The organism is Burkholderia stagnalis (assembly GCF_902830275.1).
GTDB classification, from domain to species: Bacteria; Pseudomonadota; Gammaproteobacteria; order Burkholderiales; family Burkholderiaceae; genus Burkholderia; species Burkholderia stagnalis.
This window is the reverse complement of the sequence record NZ_CADESW010000004.1, coordinates 245,664-268,182: the sequence shown is the minus strand read 5'-3', so window position 1 is coordinate 268,182 and position 22,519 is coordinate 245,664. Positions and strand designations below refer to the sequence as shown.

21 protein-coding genes and 1 tRNA gene are annotated in these 22,519 nt (G+C 67.8%); 19 read left to right on the top strand and 3 right to left on the bottom strand.

Annotated elements, in window-relative coordinates:
- Positions 1-13: 13 nt before the first annotated feature.
- From HWY45_RS10360 to HWY45_RS10350, 3 genes are read left to right on the top strand one after another with little or no spacing between them, the layout of a single operon-like run.
- Entirely contained in the window at positions 14-790 is a 777-nt protein-coding gene (locus HWY45_RS10360; protein WP_059886105.1) for a 2,3-dihydro-2,3-dihydroxybenzoate dehydrogenase, read from the top strand.
- Positions 791-823: 33 nt separating this feature from the next.
- The gene (locus HWY45_RS10355) at positions 824-1,930 is read left to right on the top strand and encodes a 3-deoxy-7-phosphoheptulonate synthase (RefSeq protein WP_081064427.1); all 1,107 of its coding nucleotides are present in this window, start codon (positions 824-826) and stop codon (positions 1,928-1,930) included.
- Between the two features lie 33 nt (positions 1,931-1,963).
- Positions 1,964-3,196: an MFS transporter gene (locus HWY45_RS10350; protein WP_059886241.1), complete on the top strand. Its 1,233-nt coding sequence runs from the start codon at positions 1,964-1,966 to the stop codon at positions 3,194-3,196.
- A 399-nt stretch (positions 3,197-3,595) separates the two neighbouring features.
- Here the strand turns inward: HWY45_RS10350 and HWY45_RS10345 are convergent.
- Both HWY45_RS10345 and HWY45_RS10340 read right to left on the bottom strand, forming a co-directional pair.
- Positions 3,596-3,682: transfer RNA gene (locus HWY45_RS10345), tRNA-Leu, on the bottom strand.
- 36 nt (positions 3,683-3,718) lie between these two features.
- Positions 3,719-3,964, bottom strand: a complete 246-nt coding sequence (locus HWY45_RS10340; RefSeq protein WP_124480409.1) for a hypothetical protein — start codon at positions 3,962-3,964, stop codon at positions 3,719-3,721.
- A gap of 235 nt (positions 3,965-4,199) precedes the next feature.
- On the opposite strand from HWY45_RS10340, the gene HWY45_RS10335 reads away from it, so the two are divergent.
- Positions 4,200-6,515: an ATP-binding protein gene (locus tag HWY45_RS10335; protein ID WP_059886102.1), complete on the top strand. Its 2,316-nt coding sequence runs from the start codon at positions 4,200-4,202 to the stop codon at positions 6,513-6,515.
- A gap of 213 nt (positions 6,516-6,728) precedes the next feature.
- Here the strand turns inward: HWY45_RS10335 and HWY45_RS10330 are convergent, their stop codons facing one another.
- Positions 6,729-9,629 (bottom strand): glycosyl hydrolase family 18 protein, encoded by a 2,901-nt coding sequence (locus tag HWY45_RS10330; RefSeq protein WP_059886100.1) that lies wholly within the window; start codon positions 9,627-9,629, stop codon positions 6,729-6,731.
- Here HWY45_RS10330 and HWY45_RS10325 point away from each other — a divergent pair.
- From HWY45_RS10325 to HWY45_RS10255, 15 genes are all read left to right on the top strand, one after another.
- Entirely contained in the window at positions 9,589-9,864 is a 276-nt protein-coding gene (locus HWY45_RS10325) for a hypothetical protein (RefSeq protein ID WP_170304037.1), read from the top strand. The genes HWY45_RS10330 and HWY45_RS10325 overlap by 41 nt on opposite strands.
- Positions 9,865-9,945: 81 nt before the next feature.
- Positions 9,946-11,406 (top strand): N-acetylglucosamine-binding protein GbpA, encoded by a 1,461-nt coding sequence (gene gbpA / locus HWY45_RS10320; protein WP_059886098.1) that lies wholly within the window; start codon positions 9,946-9,948, stop codon positions 11,404-11,406.
- A gap of 273 nt (positions 11,407-11,679) precedes the next feature.
- Positions 11,680-12,120, top strand: a complete 441-nt coding sequence (gspG, locus tag HWY45_RS10315) for a type II secretion system major pseudopilin GspG (protein ID WP_059560309.1) — start codon at positions 11,680-11,682, stop codon at positions 12,118-12,120.
- Positions 12,095-12,607: a lytic transglycosylase domain-containing protein gene (locus tag HWY45_RS10310; protein WP_059560862.1), complete on the top strand. Its 513-nt coding sequence runs from the start codon at positions 12,095-12,097 to the stop codon at positions 12,605-12,607. The genes gspG and HWY45_RS10310 overlap by 26 nt, the downstream gene beginning before the upstream one ends.
- A 2-nt stretch (positions 12,608-12,609) precedes the next feature.
- Positions 12,610-13,794, top strand: coding sequence for a type II secretion system F family protein (locus HWY45_RS10305; RefSeq protein WP_059886239.1), 1,185 nt, complete (start codon positions 12,610-12,612; stop codon positions 13,792-13,794).
- A 58-nt stretch (positions 13,795-13,852) separates the two neighbouring features.
- Entirely contained in the window at positions 13,853-15,487 is a 1,635-nt protein-coding gene (locus HWY45_RS10300) for a GspE/PulE family protein (RefSeq protein ID WP_059886096.1), read from the top strand.
- Positions 15,468-16,235: a hypothetical protein gene (locus tag HWY45_RS10295; protein WP_230947009.1), complete on the top strand. Its 768-nt coding sequence runs from the start codon at positions 15,468-15,470 to the stop codon at positions 16,233-16,235. Before HWY45_RS10300 ends, HWY45_RS10295 begins: the two co-directional genes overlap by 20 nt.
- Positions 16,232-16,762 (top strand): hypothetical protein, encoded by a 531-nt coding sequence (locus HWY45_RS10290; protein ID WP_059807070.1) that lies wholly within the window; start codon positions 16,232-16,234, stop codon positions 16,760-16,762. Before HWY45_RS10295 ends, HWY45_RS10290 begins: the two co-directional genes overlap by 4 nt.
- Positions 16,759-17,313, top strand: a complete 555-nt coding sequence (locus tag HWY45_RS10285) for a hypothetical protein (RefSeq protein WP_059886095.1) — start codon at positions 16,759-16,761, stop codon at positions 17,311-17,313. The genes HWY45_RS10290 and HWY45_RS10285 overlap by 4 nt, the downstream gene beginning before the upstream one ends.
- Positions 17,310-17,789 carry a hypothetical protein gene (locus HWY45_RS10280; RefSeq protein WP_059560322.1) on the top strand — a complete coding sequence of 160 codons (480 nt, stop codon included), beginning with the start codon at positions 17,310-17,312 and terminating at the stop codon, positions 17,787-17,789. The genes HWY45_RS10285 and HWY45_RS10280 overlap by 4 nt, the downstream gene beginning before the upstream one ends.
- A 31-nt stretch (positions 17,790-17,820) precedes the next feature.
- Positions 17,821-20,319: a secretin N-terminal domain-containing protein gene (locus HWY45_RS10275; protein WP_059886237.1), complete on the top strand. Its 2,499-nt coding sequence runs from the start codon at positions 17,821-17,823 to the stop codon at positions 20,317-20,319.
- Positions 20,316-20,804 carry a type II secretion system protein gene (locus HWY45_RS10270; RefSeq protein ID WP_059886093.1) on the top strand — a complete coding sequence of 163 codons (489 nt, stop codon included), beginning with the start codon at positions 20,316-20,318 and terminating at the stop codon, positions 20,802-20,804. Before HWY45_RS10275 ends, HWY45_RS10270 begins: the two co-directional genes overlap by 4 nt.
- The gene (locus HWY45_RS10265; protein ID WP_059560329.1) at positions 20,779-21,174 is read left to right on the top strand and encodes a type II secretion system protein; all 396 of its coding nucleotides are present in this window, start codon (positions 20,779-20,781) and stop codon (positions 21,172-21,174) included. The genes HWY45_RS10270 and HWY45_RS10265 overlap by 26 nt, the downstream gene beginning before the upstream one ends.
- Entirely contained in the window at positions 21,161-21,688 is a 528-nt protein-coding gene (locus HWY45_RS10260; protein WP_059886092.1) for a type II secretion system protein, read from the top strand. Before HWY45_RS10265 ends, HWY45_RS10260 begins: the two co-directional genes overlap by 14 nt.
- A gap of 13 nt (positions 21,689-21,701) precedes the next feature.
- A complete protein-coding gene (locus HWY45_RS10255) occupies positions 21,702-22,385 on the top strand; it encodes a response regulator transcription factor (RefSeq protein WP_059560871.1) in 684 nt (227 codons plus the stop codon).
- Positions 22,386-22,519: the final 134 nt, after the last annotated feature.

Here is a 22,519-nt window from a genome sequence, read left to right as displayed (position 1 = left end):
TGCACAGGTTGGGATGACATTTCCGGGCACGGTCGCCGTCGTGAGCGGCGCGGCCCAGGGTATCGGCGCGGCCGTCGTGCGCGTGCTGGCCGCGCGCGGGATCGAGGTCGCCGCGTTCGACATCGACGGCGCCGCGCTTTCGCGCAACGCGGCCGACAGCGCGGCGTTCGGCGCGCGAATCCATCCGTTCACGGTCGACGTCGCGGACGCGGCCGCCGTGAACGACGCGGTCGCGCGCGTCGAGGCGGCACTCGGTCCGATCGGCATGCTCGCGAACGTCGCGGGCGTGCTGCGGCTTGCCGCCGCAACGTCGCTGAGCGACGCGGACTGGGCGCACTGTTTCGCGGTGAATACGCATGGGGTGTTCCATCTGTCGCGTGCGGTCGCGCAGCGGATGGTCGCGCGCCGCGCCGGCAGCATCGTCACGGTCGGCTCGAACGCGGCGCTCGTGCCGCGCATGCAGATGGCCGCGTATGCGGCGTCGAAGGCGGCCGCGCACCAGTTCACCCGCTGTCTCGGGCTCGAACTCGCCCCGCACGGGATTCGCTGCAACATCGTCGCGCCCGGTTCGACGGATACGCCGATGCAGCGTCAGCTGTGGACCGGGCCCGAGGGCCCGGCGGCGGTGATCGGCGGGTCGCTCGACACGTACCGCACCGGCATTCCGCTCGGCCGCATCGCCGCGCCGGACGACGTCGCCGAAACGGTGCTGTTCCTGCTGTCCGACGCGTCGCGTCACGTCACGCTGCACAGCCTGTGCGTCGACGGCGGCGCGACGCTCGGCGCCTGACGGGCCGGCATTTTCCATTTCGGAGCATCAACGATGAAACAGATTTCCGCCTGCGTCGGGCAGGGGGCGGCCGGCACGTTCGCCGAGCCGCCCCGCGACGAACGGTGGCGCGTCGGCATGCGGCTGCCGGCGCCGGATGCGCTGCGCCGCGACGTGCCGGCTTCCGTCGCCGCGCGCGCGACCGTGGAGGCCGGCCGGCGCGCGCTGCGCGCGATCCTCGAGCGTCGTGACGCGCGCCGCATCGTGGTCGTCGGCCCGTGTTCGATCCACGATCCGCAGGCCGCGCTCGACTACGCGCGCCGGCTCGCGCGGCTGGCGCACACGGTGCGCGACGCATTCTGCGTGGTGATGCGCGTCTATTTCGAGAAGCCGCGGACGACGGTCGGCTGGAAAGGGCTGATCAACGATCCGGGGCTCGACGGCAGTCATCGCGTGGTGGACGGGCTGCACGCCGCGCGCCGGCTGCTGGCCGACATCAATGCGCTCGGGCTGCCGGCCGCGATCGAGGCGCTCGACGTCGTCACCCCGCATTACCTGTGCGACCTCGTGAGCTGGGCGGCGATCGGCGCACGGACGACCGAGTCGCAGGTGCACCGCGAGCTGGCATCGGGGCTTGCGATGCCGGTCGGCTTCAAGAACGGCACCGACGGCCAGGTCGATATCGCCGCGCACGCGATGCTGGCCAGCATGCGGCCGCACACCTTCATCGGCATCGACGGCGCCGGCGGCCCCGCGCTGCTGCACAGCGACGGCAACCCGCATGCGCACCTGGTGCTGCGCGGCGGCCGGCACGGGCCGAACTACGACGCGGAGTCGGTCGCGGCCGCCGTCGACACGCTGCGCGCGCAGCGCCTGCCGCCGAACCTGCTGGTCGACTGCTCGCACGCGAACTGCGGCAAGCAGGCGGAGCGTCAGCTTGCGGTGCTGGACGACGTCGTCGGGCAGATGTGCGCAGGCAGCGACGCGATTCGCGGCGTGATGCTCGAGAGCTTTCTCGAGGCGGGCGCGCAGCCGCTCGGCGGCCCGCTGCGCTACGGCTGCTCGATCACGGATCCGTGCCTGGGCTGGGACGCGACCGAGGACGCGCTGCTGCGGGCGCGCAGTCGATGGCTCGCGCGCGACAGTGGCCGCGTCGGCTGACGCGCGCCTTCTTCAATCAATCACGGGATGGACATGTCGACGACTTCCGCCGAACCCCTGCAAACGCCGGCCGCTGCCGGCACACGCCATCTGCCGCTGCTGCTCGCGAATCTCGCGATGGTGGCCGGCACCTATGCATTCGTCGCGATCGCCGGCCCGCTGGCGCGCCGGATGAATCTCGAACCCCTGCATATCGGCGCCGTCATCGCGAGCGTCGGGCTCGTGTGGATCGTCGCCGCGCCGCGTTGGGGCCGCGCGGCCGACATGCGCGGCCGGCTGCCGACGATGCGCGCGTCGATCGTCGGCTTCGTCGCCAGCTTTCTGCTGCTGGCCGGCTATGTCGGCTGGGCGCTGCTCGGCGACGTGAGCGCCATGCCGCCGGTGTGGGCGAGTTTCGCCGCGCTGCTCGCGACGCGCGCGGCGATGGGCGGCTGCTACGCGGGCTTGCCGGTCGCGGCAACCGCGTGGATCGCGGACCGGACGGCCGTCGACGGACGCGCGGCGGCGCTGGCGCGCTTCGGCGCGGCGGGCGCGGTCGGGATGGTGATCGCGCCGCCGCTCGCGGGCTGGCTCGCGGGTTACGACATGACGCTCGCGCTCGCGGTGTTCGCGCTGCTGCCGCTCGCGGGCCTGCCGGGGTTGCGCCGCTTGCGTGACGACGGACCGCGCGTCGCGCGGCAGGCGCCGCCGCGGTTGAAGCCGACCGACCCGCGCCTGCGCCTGCCGTGGTGCAGCGCTTTTGCGCTGTACAGCGTCGTGATGATCGCGAACAGCGCGCTCGGCTTTTACGTGATCGACCGGTTGCAGGTTGGCGTGAGCGACGCGTCGGCGGTGGTCGGCTATACGCTCGGCAGCGCCGGCATCGGGCTGATCGCGATGCAATCGCTCGTCGGGCGGTTGCGCCGGGTCGCGCCGCAGCAGTGGCTGCGCTGGGGCGCGCTCGTCGGCGGTGTCGGCTTCGTGTCGACGCTGGCGGTCGGGCCCGCGCAGCCGTTGTGGATGTGCGCGAGCTACCTGGTGGCGGCGTGCGGAATGGGCGCGGCATTCCCGGCGGTCGCGGCGCTGGCGAGCATGCGGGTCGAGGCGCACGAGCAGGGGGCGTGCGCGGGTGCGATGTCGGTCGCGCAGGGGCTCAGCATGGTGATCGCGCCGCTTGCCGGCAGCGCGCTTTACGAACTGCATCCGGCCGCGCCGTTCGCGGCGATCGGGGTTGTGCTGGCCGGCGTGTTCGTCGGGACGTGGCGGCGGGGTGTGCCGCAGGCGTGATGGCATCCGTAGCAGGGAGTCCGCTTTTGCGGGCTTTTTGCCATCGGGCGCAGAAATGAAAAAAGGCCGGCTAGAAGCCGACCTTCTTAAAACAGCTGGTGCCCGGGAGGGGACTCGGTCACACGGGCGCGACCCCGGCTGCGCTTGCAAGGCAGCCTTTCGGGTCCTCACGCAAGTGCGCAGGCGCTTTGCTTCCTGGGCTGAAAATGAAAAAGGCCGGCACGAAGCCGACCTTTTCAAAACAGATGGCGCCCAGGAGAGGACTCGGTCACACGAGGCGACCCCGGCTGCGCTTACAAGCGCAGCCTTTCGAGTCCTCACGCAAAGCACGCAAGCGCTTTGCGTCCCGGGCGCAGAAATGAGAAAGGCCGGCATATAGCCGGCCTTTCAAAAAACAGATGGTGCCCAGGAGAGGACTCGAACCTCCACGGTGTTGCCACCGCTAGGACCTGAACCTAGTGCGTCTACCAATTCCGCCACCTGGGCACGTTTCGCTTGTTGCTGCATCGCGAAAGAATGCGATTATAGCGTGTTCGAAGGGGCTGTCAACACAATTTCATCAAAAGGATGAAAAAAGCACGGCCCCTTGCCGAACGACTGCTCATCCTCCGACGGGATCCCCCATTTCGCGGCGATATTCCAGCGCAGCGTCTGTTCCGAATTGACGCGAGTCAACCGCCGTCCGCCGTTCGCTGAAGTGTTTTGCGCGCCGCGCCGGGTGATGGCGCATGGGACGAGTACGAAAAAATGCGATTTGTTATGGGACAAGGGGGAAATGAATCCGTCACCCCAAAAAAATCAAGATTATTCGGGCAACATGGCGGCTGCCAACCCGCGGCCGAATGCGGCGCGGTTGTATTTTTAAGGGCCCGAGCGCGCCTGAATAGCCGCGTGGCGGGATCACGTGTGCGACGAGGCCAGCGGCCGACCGCCGCGACCATTCAGGGCGCGCGCGGACGCAGTGACCTCGGGCGAATAAAACAATAACGAGGAATGCCATCCCATGCCTGACTGGCTCAATCGAGTCTGGAAAATAGCGATATCCGTGCGGCCCGCCGTATGGCCGCTTACGGCCGGCGTTGCGTTGCTGGCGGCGCTCAGTTGTACGCCGGCCGCCGAGACGCTGCTGTCGCCGCTCGACCGCCTGTACTGGAATCTGGTTGCGACCTGCGTCGATTACGGCGAGCGCGACGATGTCGTCGTCATCTCGATCGACAAGAAGACGATCGCCGAACTGGGCGGCGGCGCGAGCTATGCACGGACGTCCCATGCGCAGGTGCTCGATCGGCTCGGCGGCGCATCGAGCGTCGTGCTCGACATGACGATGTTCGGCCCGGCGCGCGGCGACGATGCACTCGTGGCCGCGATCGCGCGGCAAGGGCGCGTCGTGCTGCCCGCCCACGTTTCGCCGGAGGGCACGCGTGCCGACACTGTGCTGCTGCCCGCGCCGCAATTGCGCGGCGCGGCGGCGGCCGTCGGCCAGCGCAGCGTCGTGCTCGGCAGCGACTATCTGGTGCAGGGCATCGTGCCGTATGTCCGGACGGACAATTCGGACGGCGAGCTGCCGCATGTCGCGCTGCAGGCGATCCACGTTGCGGGCGCGTCGCTGCCGGCCGGCGACGTGCGCCTGCACGTGCAGGATCACGTGTCCTGGCTGGGGCGCATCGAAGCGCGCTCGCTCGCGCTGTTCCTGCCGACACGCTTCAACCTCGATCGCTATTCGTACGTCGACGTGCTGAAGGGGCGCATCCCCGAGTCGGCGTGGCATGGCCGCATCGTCTTCATCGGCGACGCGATGTCCGATCTTTCCGGTGTGTACGACCTGTCGATGTCGGAGGGCGGACGGCTGCGGCGCGTCGAGGTCGACGCGCTGGTGACGCAGGCGCTGCTCGACGGCCACATCCTGTCGCGCGAGCCGGCGGCGATCCAGGTTGCCGTCAGCATCGTGGTCGCGACGGTGATGCTGCTGATCTGCATGCTGGTGCCGGGCTGGCGCATGTACGCATTCGCGATCGGGTGGCTGGCCACGTTCGTCGCCGCCGAACTGGTGCTGCTCCTGCATTGGTCGTACTGGACGCCGCTCGGGCCGTTGCTCGCCGTGTGTGTATTGATTTTCGCGGTGAGCGGCTGGCGGCGCGCCGGCAGCCTGCGGGCGTTCCTGCTGAACGAATACGAGATGCTGCGCGGGCTTGCCGGCAATCACGCGTTCGTCGGCTTGCCGCACGCGGCAGGCGCCGATGCCGCGATGCCGACGAAAGATGAAGTCGAGATCGCGATGCAGCGCATTCGCGCGTGGCAGACGGCCTATGTCGACATGATCGAGACGCTGCCTTATCCGATCTTCGTCGAACAGCACGGCGAGCTGCTGATGTGCAATGCACGCGGCCGCGCGATGCTCGAGACGCTCGACGCCGACGGCGACGAGGCGGTACGGCGCGTGCTGGCGATCGCGCGCGACGAAGTGCTGACCGCGAAGGCGACCGGCAAGATTCACTCGGTCGAGCTGGCGCTGAACGGGCGTACGCAGATGATGATGGTGACGCCGTTCGGCGACGGCGACCGGCACAGTTCGACGGCGAGCATGATCTGCATCGTCGACATCCACAACGTCAAGGCCGCGGTCGAAAGCGACCGGCTGACGCTGCGGCACATGGCGCACGACCTGCGCAACCCGCTCTCGACGGTGCTGTCGCTGCTCGAGGAGCGCAACCAGGCCGACGGCACGATCGACGAGGATTTCCTGGCCGACCTGCACAAGCTCGTCGACTACAGCCTGCGCGTCGCGCAGGATTTCACCCAGTTGTCGCGCGCCGAGCACCTCGATACGCGTGCGTACGTGCCGGTATCGGCGAACGATCTGGCCGCGGAAGCGGTCGATCAGGTCTGGCACAGCGCGAACGGGAAGCGGATCCGCGTCGAGGGCCCGCATTACGACGGCGACGACGTGTTCGTGCTCGGCAATCGCGACATGCTGTTGCGCGCGCTGGCCAACCTGCTCGACAACGCGATCAAGTACTCGGCCGAGGAGACGGCCGTCGACGTGTGGATCGACGCCGACGACCGGCAGGTGTCGGTGGCGGTGCAGGACCAGGGGATCGGCATCCCGGCCGACGCGATGCCGCGGTTGTTCGAGCCGTTCTTTCAGGTCGACGGCATGTATCGCGACGCGAGTCGCGGGGTCGGCCTCGGGCTGCCGTTCGTGAAGGCGGTGATCGAGCGCCACGGCGGATCGGTCGACGTGACGTCGACGCCGGGGCAGGGCAGCCGCTTCACCGTGCGTTTGCCGAAAACCATTGCGGAAACGCTTGACGACGCGTGACCGGCGAAGGGCCGGAGCGCCGGCGTGGGCGTGGGCGTGGGATGCATTGACGTCCGGCCGGGATTGAAACATCGCCGGCGGCGGAAACGAAAACGCCCTCGCGCGAGGCGAGGGCGATACCGGCATCGGCCGTTGTGCGTCGGGAGACGCGGGTTTCACATCGGCCGGGGCGCCGCGACGGCGCCGCCGGCCGGATCTGGCAGGTTGTTCGGCTTACTCCTTGTGTTCCTCCCATGCCTGGTCCCATGCGGTGCCCTTGCCCGGTTCGTAAGCCCAGGCCGCCATCGAGCACCAGTTGGTGTACGGGAACGGCTTGCAGCGGTACAGCTTGCCGTTGTTGGATACGATGTCGCCGGCGTTGTACTTCGTGCCTTCCTTGTACTGCGGGTGATCGCCGCCGTTGCCGCCTTCGCCGCCGCCGTTGCCACCGCCGTTGCCACCGCCGTTGCCGCCACCGCCACCACCACCGCCTTCGTCATCGCCGTAAAGCGTCCACGCGTCGTTCCACGCGAAGCCCTTGCCCGGTTCGTACGCGGTCGGCGCGCCGGAGCACCAGCCGCTGTACGGGAACGGCTTGCACTGGTACAGCTTGCCGAGGTTCGACACGATGTCGCCGGCGTTGTACTGCGTGCCGGCCTTGTACGCCGGATGCTTGCCGCCTTCGCCGCCACCGTTGCCGCCGCCTTCGCCGCCGCCCGCATCCTTCGCCTTCACGACGACGGTGTGCTTCGCCGTGCTCGACAGCTTGCCGTCGCTGACCGCGACCGAGAACGTGAACGACTGGTCCTTCGCGAGTTCAGGCGCGGTGAAGCTCAGCGTTGCGCCGGCCGGCTTCGCGTCGATGCCGTTCGGGACGTTCCACTTGAAGCTCAGCTTGTCGCCGTCCGGGTCGGTCGATTTCTCGGCCGACAGCGTCACGGCCTGGCCGGCTTCCGCCGTTGCCGGGCCACCGAGCTGCGCGACCGGCGGACGGTTTTCCTTGGGCGGCGGCTCGATCGTCGCATCTGCCTGCGCAGTCACGACGACCTGCGCCGTATCCTTCAGGCCGGCCGGATCGGCGACCGTCACGCGGAACGTGTATTTCGTGTCCTGCCTGACCGACGGAATGTCGACGCTCGCCTTCGCGCTTGCTGCATTGGCAAGCTTCAGCGGATCGCCGCCGACCTGTTCCCACTTGAAGCTCAGCTTGTCGCCGTCGGGATCGCGCGACTTCGACGCGTCGAGCGTGACCGTCTGCGGCCCGGTGACCGTCATGTCGGCGCCGGCATTCGCGACCGGCGGATGGTTCTCGGCACCGCCGCCGCCACCGCCTGCGTCGCCGTGGCCGAGGCCCTTGTGCATCGCATTCAGGATGTCGCCGTTGTCCGCGTCGATTTCCCACGAGAACAGGCCGCCCAGTTGATTCGCGCGCACATAGTCGCCCTTTGCGAGGACGGAGCGTTCGTCGTCGAAGGTGAGGAGTTCGCCGGTGCTCTTGTTGAATACGTACGGCGCTTCGGCCGTCTGATCGTAGTGGTACTCGTAGCCGTTGATGCCGGCGTTGTTCGGCCCGATCATCTCCGCCTTGAGCTTCTTGTAATCGAGGATGCCCGGTTCCCACTGGCCCTTGTGCGGCCCCGTCGCCGTGCCGGTGAACGGATTGCCGTCGGCGTAGCCGTGCACGCCGTTCCAGCCGCGCGCATATGCCGCCGCGCCGACCACCAGCTTCTTCGGATCGACGCCCTGCGCGAGCAGCGCCCTGATCGAGTTGTCCGTCGTGTACGCGGTGTCCGGCTTCCAGTTCGGCGCGTGCAGCGCGGTTTGATGGCCCAGCTCCGTCAGACTGAACGCACCGTAGTAGTCGTACGTCATGTCGAAGATGTAGTCCATGTACTTCGTGGCTTCCTTGTAGTTCACCACGTCGATCTTGTCCTTGCCCGCGCCGATCGCCGACGTCAGTTCATAGGTCCTGCCGGTTTCCTGCGACAGCTTGTCGAGCATCTGCCGTAGTTCCTTCATCAGCGTCACGTACAGCTGGCCGTCCTTCGCCGGATCGCCGAGCGACGGGTTCACGCCCTTGCCGCCCGGGAATTCCCAGTCGATGTCGACGCCGTCGAAGAATTTCCACGTGCGCAGCAGCTGTTCGGTCGAATCGACGAACACCTTGCGCTTCGCCTGATCGTGCATCTGGAAGAACGGGTCGGACAGCGTCCAGCCGCCGATCGACGGCAGGATCTTCAGGTTCGGGTTGCGCTTCTTCGCGGCCATCATCTGGCCGAGCACGCCCTTGAGCTTCGAGTTCGCGGTCTGGCCCGGCAACGCCTTGGCCATCTCGCCATAGGTGTCGTGGATCGCGACGCTGTAGTCGGGCAGGCCCTTGCAGCTCTGCAGCAGCGTGTTGAACGAGCCCGGCAGGTCCTTCGCGAGCGATGCATTCACGGCCGCGCCGCCGCAGATCGGGATGAAGCCGTACAGCATGTGCGTGAGGTTCTCGACCGGCACGTTGTCGACGTTGAACTTGCGGTCGTAGATCGACCAGGTCGCGAAGTACGTGCCGACGACCGAGCCGGACGTGTTCGCATACGGCTTGTGGGTCTTGCTCGCGTTGTCGGGCAGGTCGTCCGCGAGCTCGGGAATCGTGTCGAACACGATCACGTCGAGCGGCGCGCTGTCGGTCGACGCGCCGTTGGCGTCGATCACGCGCACCTGCATCTTCTTCACGCCGGGCGTCTTCACGTTCGCGACCACCTGGCCGCTTTGCGTGCCGCCGGGCGTCATCCTGACCTCGGAAGCGGGATCGACGACGCCGTTGACCAACGCGACCGCCTTCACGGCGGTGCCGTTGCTCCAGATGTCGAACGGCAGCGGCACGTCGACCTTCTTGTTCAGCTTGACGATGTCCTTGTACGGCGCGACGCCGGCCTTCTGCATGTCGATTTCGACGAAGCCGTGCGGCTTCGACGTGATTTCGTATTGCTTCAGGCTGGGTTTGCCGGGCGCGGCGAAAGCAGCGTTCGCGAAGCTCAGTGCGCTGGCCGCCGCGAGGGCCGCATAGGCAACGTGCGCACGACGCAGCGAGCGGCGTCGAATCACGATGCCGGGAGTACGTTTATTCGATCTCAATTTGATAGCCATCCATCCTTGGGTTGAAAAAAAGTACCGGGGAAGTGGGCACATTCTTTTTCCTGGACGCAACGGCGGCAACGAATCTCAACGCAATCTAAAAGCGGGCCATGTGAAGACGGTGCGCGAGAAGGCAAGCGCCGGGCGGTGGCGCCGCGCATCTTTGAGAGATCGTTCAGAAAGATACGTCGATGCGCGGCGCCTGACGATACTGCATCCGGCGTTTCGTCAACCGAAGCATGCGTGACGCACATTCCGGCGGTCGCTCGCGATTCGTCGAACGAAGCATTCACCATTCAAATTTCAACTTTCAACCAAACGGAATCAGATGAGAACCCGAACTTCGAAAAAGACCCTCCTTACCCTGTCGCCGCTCGTGGCCTGTGCGTCGATGTTCTTCGCGCAAGCCGCATTTGCGCATGGCTACCTGTCGGAGCCGCCGTCGCGCAACCTGCTGTGCAGCTCGAAGTCGGGCAAGATCGAAAACTTCAACTGCGGTTCGGTCACCTATGAACCGCAAAGCATCGAAGGCAAGCAGGGCTTCCCGGCAGCGGGCGCGCCGGACGGCGAGATCGCGAGCGGCGGCGTGACGCAGTTCAGCGAGCTCAACGAGCAGGCCGTCGATCGCTGGAAGATCAACGACATCAAGCCGGGCGCGCAGAAGTTCAAGTGGACGTTCACCGCGCCGCACGTGACGAAGGATTTCAAGTACTACCTGACGAAGCAGGGCTGGAATCCGAACGCGAAGCTCACGCGCGACCAGTTCGACCTGACGCCGTTCTGCACGATCGACGGCGGGATGAAGAAGGCCGACGAGATCGGCCCGCACAACTGCACGATTCCGTCGGACAAGAAGGGCCATCACGTGATGCTGACGACGTGGCACGTCGGCGACACGGCCGGCATGTTCTACAACGTGGCCGACCTCAACATCACCGATGACGGCGGCGCGACCGATCCGGGCAAGCCGAGCTGGTCGAACGTCGGCAGCATCGCACCGACGATGGACCTGAAGGCCGGCGACAAGGTCATGAACCGCGTGTTCAAGTCGGGCGGCGAAGTGCCGTCGATGAAGACCACGGTGACGATCGGCTCCGCACAGCAGGGCGAGCGCAACATGTGGCCGATGCTGCTCGCGAAGGAAATCAATCGTACGCAGGCGGCGAACCTGATCGCCGGCGTCGAGCGCGACGGCCGCATCGAGCCGTCGCTCGGCAAGAACGACGTGTTCTCGAAGAGCAGCAGCGGCATCGTGCGCACCGAGACGACGATCGAACACAAGCCGGAAGGCGGCATCGACGAGGGCTTCAGCATCTCGAACAACGGCGAGTTCAAGATCCAGAACGGCAAGGCCACCGCGAAATTCTTCCTGAAGTTCAACCACGCAAAGGACACGAACGTCACCGTCAAGGTGTACGACGCGTCGAACTCGATGGTCGGCTCGAAGTCGTCGACGATGCGCATGCAGGGCGACGTGAACGTCGACATCGCGAACGCGAAGGCCGGTAACCACACGGCCGTGGCAACGTCGCAGATCGACGGCGGCAAGCTGATGCAGGAAACCGCCACGTTCAAGCTGACCGGTGAAGCGGGCGGCGGCGAAGGCGCGCAGTGCCAGGCGCAGTGGAAGCAGGGCACGGCCTACACGGGCGGCGCGAAGGTGCAGCACGACGGCCGCACGTACGAGGCGCGCTGGTGGACCCAGAACGAGGTTCCGGGCAATCCGGCCTCGACGGGCGCCGACCACACCGGCAAGGTGTGGAAGGACCTGGGCGCCTGCAGCAAGTAACGACCTGACGAGGAGATGAAGCGAGCCGCACGCTGCAACGCGTGCGGCTTTTTCATTTGCGGCGAACGCGCGCCGTGCGGATCGAAACCTGCGTTGATATTTCATTGATGAAGCTGGTGGCGTTTTCCGTCCCCCGGGAAAATGACTTCATCGATCGGCGCTTTTCATCAATCGAATACGCATTCCCGAAAGCGCCTCATTCACCTGCCGTCTGCAACACGACGGCCCCCGGCCGCGACGCCTGCGCCGGGATCTCTCAAGAGGGCAAACGACATGAAACCGATTTATCGGAAATGGACGATGCGACGCGGCCAGCAGGGCTTCACGCTGCTGGAGCTGCTGGTCGTGCTGCTGATCATCGCGCTGCTGGCCGGCTACGTCGGTCCGAAGCTGTTCGCGCAGGTCGACAAGGCGAAGGTCAAGTCGACGCAAGCGCAGATGAAGACGCTGGGCGACGCGGTTACGCAATACCGGCTCGACACGGGCCGCTATCCGACGGCCGACGAAGGGCTCGACGCACTGGTCGCGCAGCCGCAAGGCGCTGACGGCTGGAACGGCCCGTATCTCGCCAAGGCCGTGCCGAAGGACGGCTGGGGCCGTGCATACCAATGGAACGTGCCGGGCCGCGATGGCGAGGCTGAGATCGTGTCGCTCGGGCGGGACGGTCGTGTCGGCGGGAGTGGCATCGATGCGGACCTTGTCTACGGCATGTAAGGGTCTGCGTCGCTCGATCGCGGCGGTGGCGCTGTTCGCCACCTGCGCATCCGGCGCCGCAGCCAAGGATTGCTTCACGAAGGCGGGGGAACGGCACGGCATCGATCCGCTGCTGCTCGCCGCGGTCGCGAAGGTGGAATCCGCGCTGAATCCGCGCGCGATGAACTGGAACCGGAACGGCACCTACGACATCGGGCTGATGCAGATCAACAGCTCGCACCTGCCGCGTCTGATCAAGGCGGGCGTGACGCACAAGCGGCTGATCGACGAGCCGTGCACGTCGATCGACACCGGCGCATCGATTCTCGCCGGATTCATCGATCGGCACGGCTATACCTGGAACGCGGTAGGCGCGTACAACGCCGGGTCCGCGCCGAAGCGCGAGCCCGCCCGCAAGGCTTATGCGACCAAGGTGTGGCGCGAGTACCGCGCGCTGACGAGCGATCGCGATGCGAGCCTCGCGATGCTCGACGAATGGCGGAGGTAGCGATGGACGCATTTCGGGTGCGCGTGCTCGCCGGCGGCAAGGTCACGCAGCAGACGGTGGAAGCAACGAGCGAGGCGGAAGCCCGCGCGCGGGTCGCGGAGCAGGGCGGCGTCGTGCTCGAGGTGCGGCGCGATACCCGTATCGGGCGCCGCCGGCGGGCGCCGAAGTTCGCGCTGGCGCTGTTCCTGCAGGAACTGTCGACGCTGCTCGACGCGGGCCTGGTGTTGATGGAGGCGCTCGAAGCCTTGCGCGACAAGGCGGATTCGGGCAAGGACGCGAAACACGTGATCGACCGGATTCTCGCGGTGATGGTCGAGGGGCAGCCGCTGTCGAAGGCGCTCGCGCAGCAGCCGGCCATCTTCCCGCCGCTGCTCGTCGCGACGATCGAATCGTCGGAGGGCAGCGGCCAGTTGCCGGTCGTCCTGAAGCGTTACCAGCAGTACGAAGTGCGAATCGAACAGATTCGCAAGCGCGTCACCGGTGCGCTGATCTATCCGGCCGTCGTGATCGGCGTCGGCATCGCGATCCTGCTGTTCATGGCGTTTTTCGTGATTCCGCGCTTCGCGGTGGTGTTCGAGTCGCTCGCCACGCTGCCGGCGACGGCCCGGGCGATGCTCTGGTGGGCGACCCTGCTGCGGGAGAACGGGATGGCGGTCGGGCTCGCGGTCGCGGCGTCGTGCGCCGGCGCGGTGCCGGCGATCCGCTCGGCAGCCGTCAAGCGTGCCGCGCAGCGCCTGATGTGGCGTGCGCCGAAAGTGCGCGACATCTGCGCGCTGTTCGCGCTCACGCGGTTCTACCGGACCGTCGGCCTGCTGATCGCGGGCGGCACGCCGGCGATCGTCGCGCTGGAGCTGTCCGGCAAGGTGCTGCCCGAGCACTTCCGCGCACGCCTCGCGGCGGCGTTGGCCGAGATGCGCGCCGGTCGCCCGGTCGCGGCCGTGCTCGCCGCGCATGCGCTGACGACGTCGGTCGCCGAGCGGCTGTTGCGCGTGGGCGAACAGAGCGGCGATCTCGGCGGGATGTGCGAGCACATCGCGCAGTTTCACGACGGCGCGCTCGATCGCGCGATCGAGATGCTCAGCAAGGTGTTCGAACCGGTGCTGATGCTCGCGGTGGGCGCGACGGTCGGCGCGGTGGTCCTGCTGCTCTACATGCCGATCTTCGAATTGGCCGGCAGCGTCGGATAGCGAACCGGGCCGGCAAGGCGTTCGCGATCCCGCTGTCCAACCGAACAGGAGAAATCTCATGAATACGGAACACATCGTCCAACGCTGGCAGTCGGAATGGGAAGCATCGGGCGTCGGCTTTGCGCAGTACGTCGACGGCCTGCTCGGCGCGGATGCGGCGCGGCTCACGGAAGTGGCCGCCTGTCTCGGCGTCGGCGCAATCGACGCGGACGCGCTGCGTGCGGCGCCGACGCGCTTCGACCTGCTGCCGCTGCACGACGCGCTGACCTGGCGCGTGCTGCCGGTCGAACTTGGCGGCGCGCCGTGCGTGGTCCTCGCCGACCCGTTCGCCCGCCACGTGCGCGACGAACTGCTCGCGCGCTTCGGCGCACGGCCGGTCGAACTGGCCATGAGCGTGCCGGGCGAAGTCGAGCGGCTGCTCGGCGACATCGAGTCGAGCGAACGGCTGATGGACGACGTGACGATCGATACGCAGGGCGATTCGCTCGCGCAGGCGATCGAGTCGATCTCGCTGGCGAGCATCGCGAAGGACGAAAGCCCGATCATCCGGCTCGTCAACACGACGCTCTACGACGCATTGCAGAGCCGCGCCAGCGATATCCATCTCGAAGCGGTGCCGGACGGCCTGGCGATCCGCTACCGGATCGACGGCGTGCTGCAGTCGATCCGTCACATCCCGGGGCTCGAGGCGGCCGCGCAGACGCTGTCGCGTCTCAAGGTGCTGGCCGCGCTCGACATCGCGGAAAAGCGCGTGCCGCAGGACGGCCGTTTCAAGGTCGTGATGCAGGGCCGCGAGATCGATTTCCGCGTGTCGATCATTCCCGGCACCTACGGCGAGAACGCGGTGATGCGCGTGCTCGACAAGTCGCAGCGCGGCGACAGCGTGAGCCTCGACGTGCTCGGCTTCGATGCGCAGACGGCGCGGCGCGTGCGTGCGCTCGCGCATCGGCCGTACGGGCTGATGCTCGTGACGGGGCCGACCGGCAGCGGCAAGTCGACGACGCTGTACGCGGTGCTGTCGGAAGTCAACACGGGCGACGACAAGATCATCACGATCGAGGACCCGGTCGAATACGAGCTGAAGGGCGTGCTGCAGATTCCGGTCAACGAGCGCAAGGGGCTCACGTTCGCGCGCGGGCTGCGCTCGATCCTGCGACACGACCCGGACACGGTGATGGTCGGCGAGATCCGCGACGAGGAGACCGCGTCGATCGCCGTGCAGTCGGCGCTCACCGGCCACCGTGTGCTGTCGACCGTGCACGCGAACGACGGGTTCAGCGTGATCGACCGCTTCATCTACATGGGTGTCGAGCCGTCGACGTTTCTCGAAGCGCTGAACGGCGTGGTGTCGCAGCGGCTGGTGCGGCGGATCTGCGCGCGTTGCGGCGGCGCGGCAACGGACGGCGCCGACCTGCGCGACGCGGTGCTCGACGACCTGAAGCGCGCGGTCACGGCCGGCGCGGGCTGCGAGACGTGCCGCGGCACCGGCTATCACGGCCGGATCGGGCTCGCGGAAGTGCTGACGCTCGACGCGGCGATGAAGGCCGCATTGCTCGAGCGCTCGGTCGAGAAGCGGGCGCAGGCGCTCGCGGACAACGCCGACTATCGATCGATGCGCGACGCCGGGCTCGCGGCGATTCGCGCGCGATTGACGACGTTCCAGGAGGTGCAACGTGCGATCGCCGTGGAATAACGTCGTCGCGGTGCTCGACGCCGACACGCTGAGCGTGTGGACGGACCACGGCTGGCGCCCGCGCCGCGCAGGCCCGCCGCACGCCGTCGTCGCACACGAGGGCCTGCCTGCCGAGGCGCTTGCGCAGGTGCTCGGCGGCCTGCAAAGGGCGCGTCTGCCGATGCAGAACCGCGTGCATGTCGTCGCCGGGCATCCGTGGACGCATGGCGTCGTGCTGCCGTGGCAGGACGGGCTGGTGTCGAACGCCGCGTGGGACGGCTATGCGCGCGCGCTGTTCGCCGCCCGCGCGCAGCGCGGTGCGCTGCGAATCCGCATCGAAGCCGGGCGGCACGGCCGCGCGCGCCTGGCGGTGGCGGCCTGCGATGCGTTGCTCGCGTCGCTCGCACAGGCGTGCCGCGCGACCGGCTGGCGGCTCGCCAGCGTGCGCGATGCGCTGTCGGCCTCGCTCGAACGACACGCCGGCCGCCTGGGCGGTGGCGACTACCGCTATGCGCTGCTGGAGCCGCGCGTCGTCACGTGCGTGTTTCGCCGCGCCGGCGAGTGGGCCGACGTGGTCACGCTGCCGCGCATGGGCGGCCGGCGGCTCGACGACTGGTTCGCCGCCGCGGCGCTGATGGCCGGGCAGCCGCTTGCCGGCGCGGCCTTCGCGAGCGCGCTCGATGGCGCGTTGCCGGCCGCGGACGGCATCACGCTGCTCGACGCCGGCGTGGATGGCGCGTTGGCGCGCGAGCCGGGGGCACCGGCATGAAACACCTGAACGAACTGGATTTCGCCGCGCCGCGCACGCGCGTCACGCCTTGGGCGACCGTCGCACTGTGCTGCGCATTGCTGACCGGCGGGTTCGCCGCGAGCGAGTGGTCGCGTGTCGAGCAGTTGCGCGACGAGGTCGACGCAATCGAAAGCCGCATCGACCAGCGCAAGCGCGCGATCGAGCGCGAGCAGCGCCGGCAGAAGAGCATGACGCCGGAGCAGCGCCGCATCGAACGCGTGCTCGCCGAGCAAAGGACGCGTGCGCAAGGTTCGGGGCTGTCGGTGGTCGACTGGATCGAGCACGCATGGACGCCGCAGATCGCGCTGAAGTCGCTGACGGTCGACAAGGCCGGCCGCGAGGCGCGCATCGAGGGCGGCGCGGCGGAACTGTCGCACATCTACATCTTCGTCGATCGCCTGAACGACCGTCACCCGGACCGCAAGATCGGCCTGCTGCAGCACCGCGCGAAAGCGGAGGACGGCAAGAACATCTTTCATTTCAGCCTGAGTATCGAACACCCATGACGAACCTGAAAGCAATCGACACGGCGGCGCTCGCCGCGCGGCTGCGCTGGGTCGCTTACGCGGCGGCCCGCAAGCTCGGCGTGCCGGGGCTGCTGGCGGGCGGACTGGTCGTGGCACTGGTCGGCGCGCACGCGTTTTACCTGCAGCCGGACGGCGAGCATCTCGAGGTCGAGCGCGACGCGCGCACGACGGCGCTGGCTGCGCTGCCCAAGCCGGGCCAGAAGGCCGGCGACGGCGGCATGACGCTTGCGCAGGTGCAGCAGCTGCGCAGCAGCGAGCAGGCGTACTCGATTTTCCAGATCCTGTCGCAGCGCGGCATGGAGCGCAAGCACGCAACGTATCGCCGCGAAGTCGAGGTGAAGGGCAAGCTGCGCCGGCTCACGATCAGCATCGCGATGAGCGGCAGCTACGTCGGGCTGCGCGAAGCGATGCGCGAGATCGCGGACCAGCCGATGGTGCGCATCGAGGGCGTGTCGATCGAACGCGACCGGATCGACAGCGCCAACGTGAACGCCGACCTGCGGGTCAGCCTGCTGGGGCCGGACACATGATGCGCGCGCCCCTGATCCCGTTCGCGGCCGCGCTCGCGCTGGCCGCCGCCTGCATCGCGGGCGGCAGCGTCGCGCAGGAGGGCGCCGGCCACGCGCCGATCGTCGACGTCTTTCCGGCGCAAAGCTGGGCGTCGCTCGGCGCGGAGCCGGCGCCCGACGCGCCGCCGCCGCCCGTCGCGGCGCCCGAACCCGAACCCCCGTCGCTCGACGAGCCGATCGACGCGCCGCCGGTCGCGGCGCCGCCGTTCGACATCGCCGGCGAATGGCGCGAGAACGACCAGCGCATCGTCGTGCTGGAAGGCGCGGGCAGGACGTTCCTGCTGTGCGAATCGCGCTGCGGCGTGCGCGATGCCGTGCTGCCGGGCGGCGAGATCGCCGAAGGCTACCGGCTGAAGAAACTGGGCGAACAGGGCACGGTGATCGTGGCCCGGGGCAGCACCGAAGTCGAGCTGTTGCCGCCCGTCCCGATTCGATGAACCCCGAATTCAACATGTGCCGAACACCATCATGAAACGTAAAGTCAGTCTTTTGCTCCTGATCTCGGCGCTTGCGCTGACAGGATGCGCAGGTTCCCCGTTCAATGCCGCGCCCGATGCCGCCGCGACGCCCGCCGAACGACTCGGCACGCTGCAGCAGCAGAAGGCAGCCGCGCCGGACGACATTGCGCTCACGACCGCCGTCGAGTTCAGCCGCCAGGATTACGTGCGCGCGGAGCTGAAGGAGGCCGACCGCCAGGTCGCACAGGGCAACCATGCGGCTGCGATCGATCACCTCGGCAACGTGCTGGCCGAGGACCCGGGCAACCTGAAAGCCAGCCAGGCGCTCGAGCAGGTCAAGCGCCACCGGCAGATGGCGGTCGACCTCGCGCGCGCGCAGCGCATCGGCGGCGAGAAGCCGCAGGAAGCGCTCGAGATCGCGCGGCGCATCCTCGCCGAGCAGCCGAACCACGCTGAGGCGAAACGCTTGCGCGACACGCTGCTGCGTCAGTCGCAGGCCAGCCGCGCGGCGCGCCCGCAACTGTCCGACGCGCTGCGCAAGCCGGTGTCGCTCAACTTCAAGCAGCAGCCGCTTGCCAACATCTTCGACGTGATCTCGCGCGTGTCCGGCGTGAACTTCGTGTTCGACCGCGACGTGGATACGACCCAGGCCGCGACGTTGTTCGCCGAGCGCACGACCGCCGAGGACGCGATCAACCTGCTGCTGCGCACCAACCAGCTCGAAAAGAAGGTGCTCGACCAGCACACGCTGCTCGTCTACCCATCGCAGCCCGACAAGGCGCGCAACTATACGGAGTTCGCGATCCGCACGTTCTTCCTGTCGCACGCGGACGCGAAATCGGTGATGGCCGCGCTGCGGCAGATGATCAAGCCGAAGGACGTCTACGTGGACGAGCGCGTGAACGCGGTCGTCATGCGCGACACGCCGGAGACGATCCAGGTCGCGGAGCGCGTCGTGATGGGTCTCGACATTCCGCAATCCGAAGTGACGCTCGACGTGCAGGTGCTCGAGGTCAACATGAACGACAGCCTCGATCTCGGCGTCCAGTATCCGGGCAAGGTCCAGTTCGGCGCGCTCGGCGCCGCGGAAGGTGGCGCGCTCACGCTCGGCGACCTGCTGCGCCTGAATCGCGACCGCGTCGGCGTATCGAGCGAATCGGGCGGGCTCGCGCTCGCGATCGACATGCTGCAGAAGCAGGGCAAGACCAGGACGCTCGCCAATCCGAAGATCCGCGTGCGCAACATGGAGAAGGCCAACATCAAGATCGGCGAGCGCGTGCCGATCGTCACGACCACCAACGCGAACGGCGTCGTCACCGAATCGGTCAGCTACCAGGACGTGGGCCTGATGCTGAAGGTCGAGCCGCGCATCAGCCTGAACGAGGAGGTGAGCGTCAAGGTGAACATGGAGGTCAGCAGCATCCTGTCGAAGGAAACCACGAAGACCGGGCTGGTCGCCTATTCGCTCGGCACGCGCAATGCCGAGACGCTGATGACCGCGAAGAACGGCGAAACGCAGATCCTTGCGGGCCTCGTCAAGCGCAATGAAACCGACAGCATCGCCGGGCTGCCGGGCGCATCGGGCCTGCCGGTGATCGGCCGGCTGTTCGGTTCGAACGGCCGCAGCAACGAGCGCTCGGAGATCGTGCTGCTGATCACGCCGCATATCGAGCGCAATCTCGATTTGCCGACGTCGGCGGTGACGACCTTCCTGTCGGGCACCGAGTCGCGCGTGACCACCGAAGCGCTGACGCTCGAATCCGCGCAGGCCGTGCCGGCGCGGCAGCCGTCGTCGGGCGGCCCGGATCTGGACGCGCCGATCGAGCCGTCGACGCCCGCGGGCAACCGCGCGGCTGCGGCGCCTGAAAAGGTCGAGCGGGCCGAAGCGGCCGAAAAGGCCGAAGCGGAACCGGAAGCGCCCGCGGAGGCAGCGCAGGACGAGGCGGCGAGCCCGGTAGTCGAGCCCGTCGCGCGCGGCGCAGGAATGATGCGTACGCGTGCGGATGCCGGGCGACGGCCGGCTGCAGCGATCGAGGCCGCTCAGGCCGTACCGGCCGGCGCCAGCGCGACGCCGCCGCGCGTCACGGTAACGCGCGGAGAGATGACGCGCGCAGAGGTGACGCGGGCAGAGGTGACGCGGGCAGAGGTAACGCGCGCAGAGGTAACGCGGGCGGTCGCCTCCGCGGAGAAGGCTGCCGGCCTGCGTGCGGCGATCGCCGCCGCACGAGGCGAGCTGGATCGCGCGGGCCAGGCAGGCGCGGCGCCGCAGATTGCGCAACCAACCGCGGTCGTGCGTGTCGCGGCGCCGGCGACGGCGGCCGGGGCGACGCCGGCGCGCACGCCGGCCGCCGAGCCGCAGGCGCGCGGCGAAAGCCGCGTCACCGCCGCGGTACGTGCGCTGATCGGCACGCTGCAGGCGTTCGTCGACCGTTTCGCGGGCGAGCGCGAAGCGGCGCCGCTGTATGCCGACGCGCCGGTGCTGCTGTCGCGCGCGCGGGGCCTCGCATGAGCATCCGCCGACGCGCCCGCGCGCGCGGGTTCACGCTGATCGAGCTGATGGTGGCGATGTCGCTGCTCGCATTGCTCGCGACCGTCGCGCTGCCGTTGACCGATCTCGTCAAGCGCCGCGCGGACGAAGCCGAGCTGCGCCGCGCGCTGGTGGTGATCCGCTCGGCGCTCGACGCGTACAAGGAGGCGGCAGGCGACGGGCGCATCGAGCGCAGCGTCGACGCGAGCGGCTATCCGCCCGACCTGCGCGCGCTCGTCGACGGCGTCGAGGACAAGAAGTCGCCGGACGGCGCACGGCTGTATTTCCTGCGCAAGATTCCCGCCGATCCGATGTGCGAATGCGACGGCAAGGCGCCCGAAGACACCTGGGAAACGCGCAGCTACGCGAGCGATCCCGATTCGTTCTCGTCCGGCGAGGACGTGTTCGACATCCGCTCGACCAATCGCAAGGAGGGCTTCAATGGCGTCCCGTACAACCAGTGGTAGACGCACGCGCCGCGCTGCCGGCTTCACGCTGATCGAGCTGCTCGTCGTGATGGCGATCATCGCGGCGCTCACCGCGTTCGTCGCGCCCGGCTACCTCAAGCAGAGCGATCGCGCGAAGGAAACGGTGCTGCGTCACAACCTGAACACGCTGCGCCAGTCGATCGACGATTACCGGGCGGATCACGGCCGCGACCCGGACACGCTCGATGCGCTGGTGGAAAAGCGCTATCTGCGCGAGATGCCGCTCGACCCGCTCACGGGCAAGCGCGGCTCGTGGCAGCCGCAGGCCGGCGAGACGGGCGGCATCGCGGACGTGAAGAGCGGCGCGAAAGGGCGCGCGCTCGACGGGAGCGCCTATGCGGCGTGGTAACCGTTCGCGTGGCTCCCCGCGCGGCCAGCGCGGCATCGCGTATCTCGGCGTGCTGATGCTCGTCGCGGCGCTGGGGCTCGGCATGACGCAGGCGGCGCGCATCTGGACGACGGTGCAGCAGCGCGAGCGCGAGGCGCAACTGCTGTTCGTCGGCGACCAGTATCGCGCGGCGATCGCAAGCTACTACAATGCGGCGGGAGGCAGCCGCTATCCGGCGTCGCTCGAGGCGCTGCTGGAGGATCGCCGCGGCCTGCCGACGCTGCGTCACTTGCGGCGCCTGTACGCCGATCCACTGACCGGATCGATGCAGTGGGGGCTCGTGAAGGCGCCGGACGGCGGCATCATGGGCGTGTTCAGCGAGTCGCCGGGGCGGCCGCTGAAGCGCCAGGGCTTCCCTGCGCGGTACGACGCATTCGGCGACAGCGACGCGTACGGCGAATGGGCGTTTGTTTACCTGCCGCCCGCTCCGGTCGACGGAGCGGCGAACGCGCCTGGGGGCGGAGCGGCACATTGAGATCGGGATGAACATGATTGTCGCAATACTCGAAGACATCGTGACCCAGGCGGGCGTCGTGGCCGGCTGGCTCAACAAGGCGGGCTACGACACGGAAGTGCGGCACGACGGCGATAGCTTTGTCGAGCTGGTGAGCACGCAGCGCGCCGACGTGCTGCTGCTCGACTGGGACGTGCCCGGCAAGTCGGGGATCGACGTGATGCGCTGGGCGCGCGAATCGTTTGCCGATGCGTTGCCGATCATCATGATGACGCAGCACGACGGCGAGAACGACATCGTGTTCGGTCTCAACAGCGGCGCCGACGATTATCTGATCAAGCCGCTGCGGGAGCGCGAGCTGATCGCGCGCGTGAATGCGCAGGCGCGCAAGTATTACCCGGAGATGCAGCGCGCGAAGATCGTCGAGGTCGGCAAGTTCGCGCTCGACGTGAGCGCGCATGCCGCGACCGTGGACGGTGCGCCGGTCGAACTGTCGCAGCGCGAGTTCGATCTTGCGCTGATGCTGTTCGAGAGCGTCGGGCGGATCGTGTCGAAGGACATGATGATCAAGCGCATCTGGGGTGTGGTCGATCGGAAGTACGATGCGACGCTCGCCACCTATATGAGCAAGCTGCGTTCGAGCCTCGGGCTGCGGCCGAAGAACGGGCTCGTGATCACGACGGTCTACAACTACGGGTATCGGCTGGAGCGGACCTGAGCGGTCGGCCGCCAGCCGGAATCAGGTATTTGGAAATCCTTGATATTGCTTATCGGAACGGGAACCGACATCGATAATTTCATCCACTTATCCGCGGCAACACTGTACCGGTAATCGATAAAGGATGAATCATG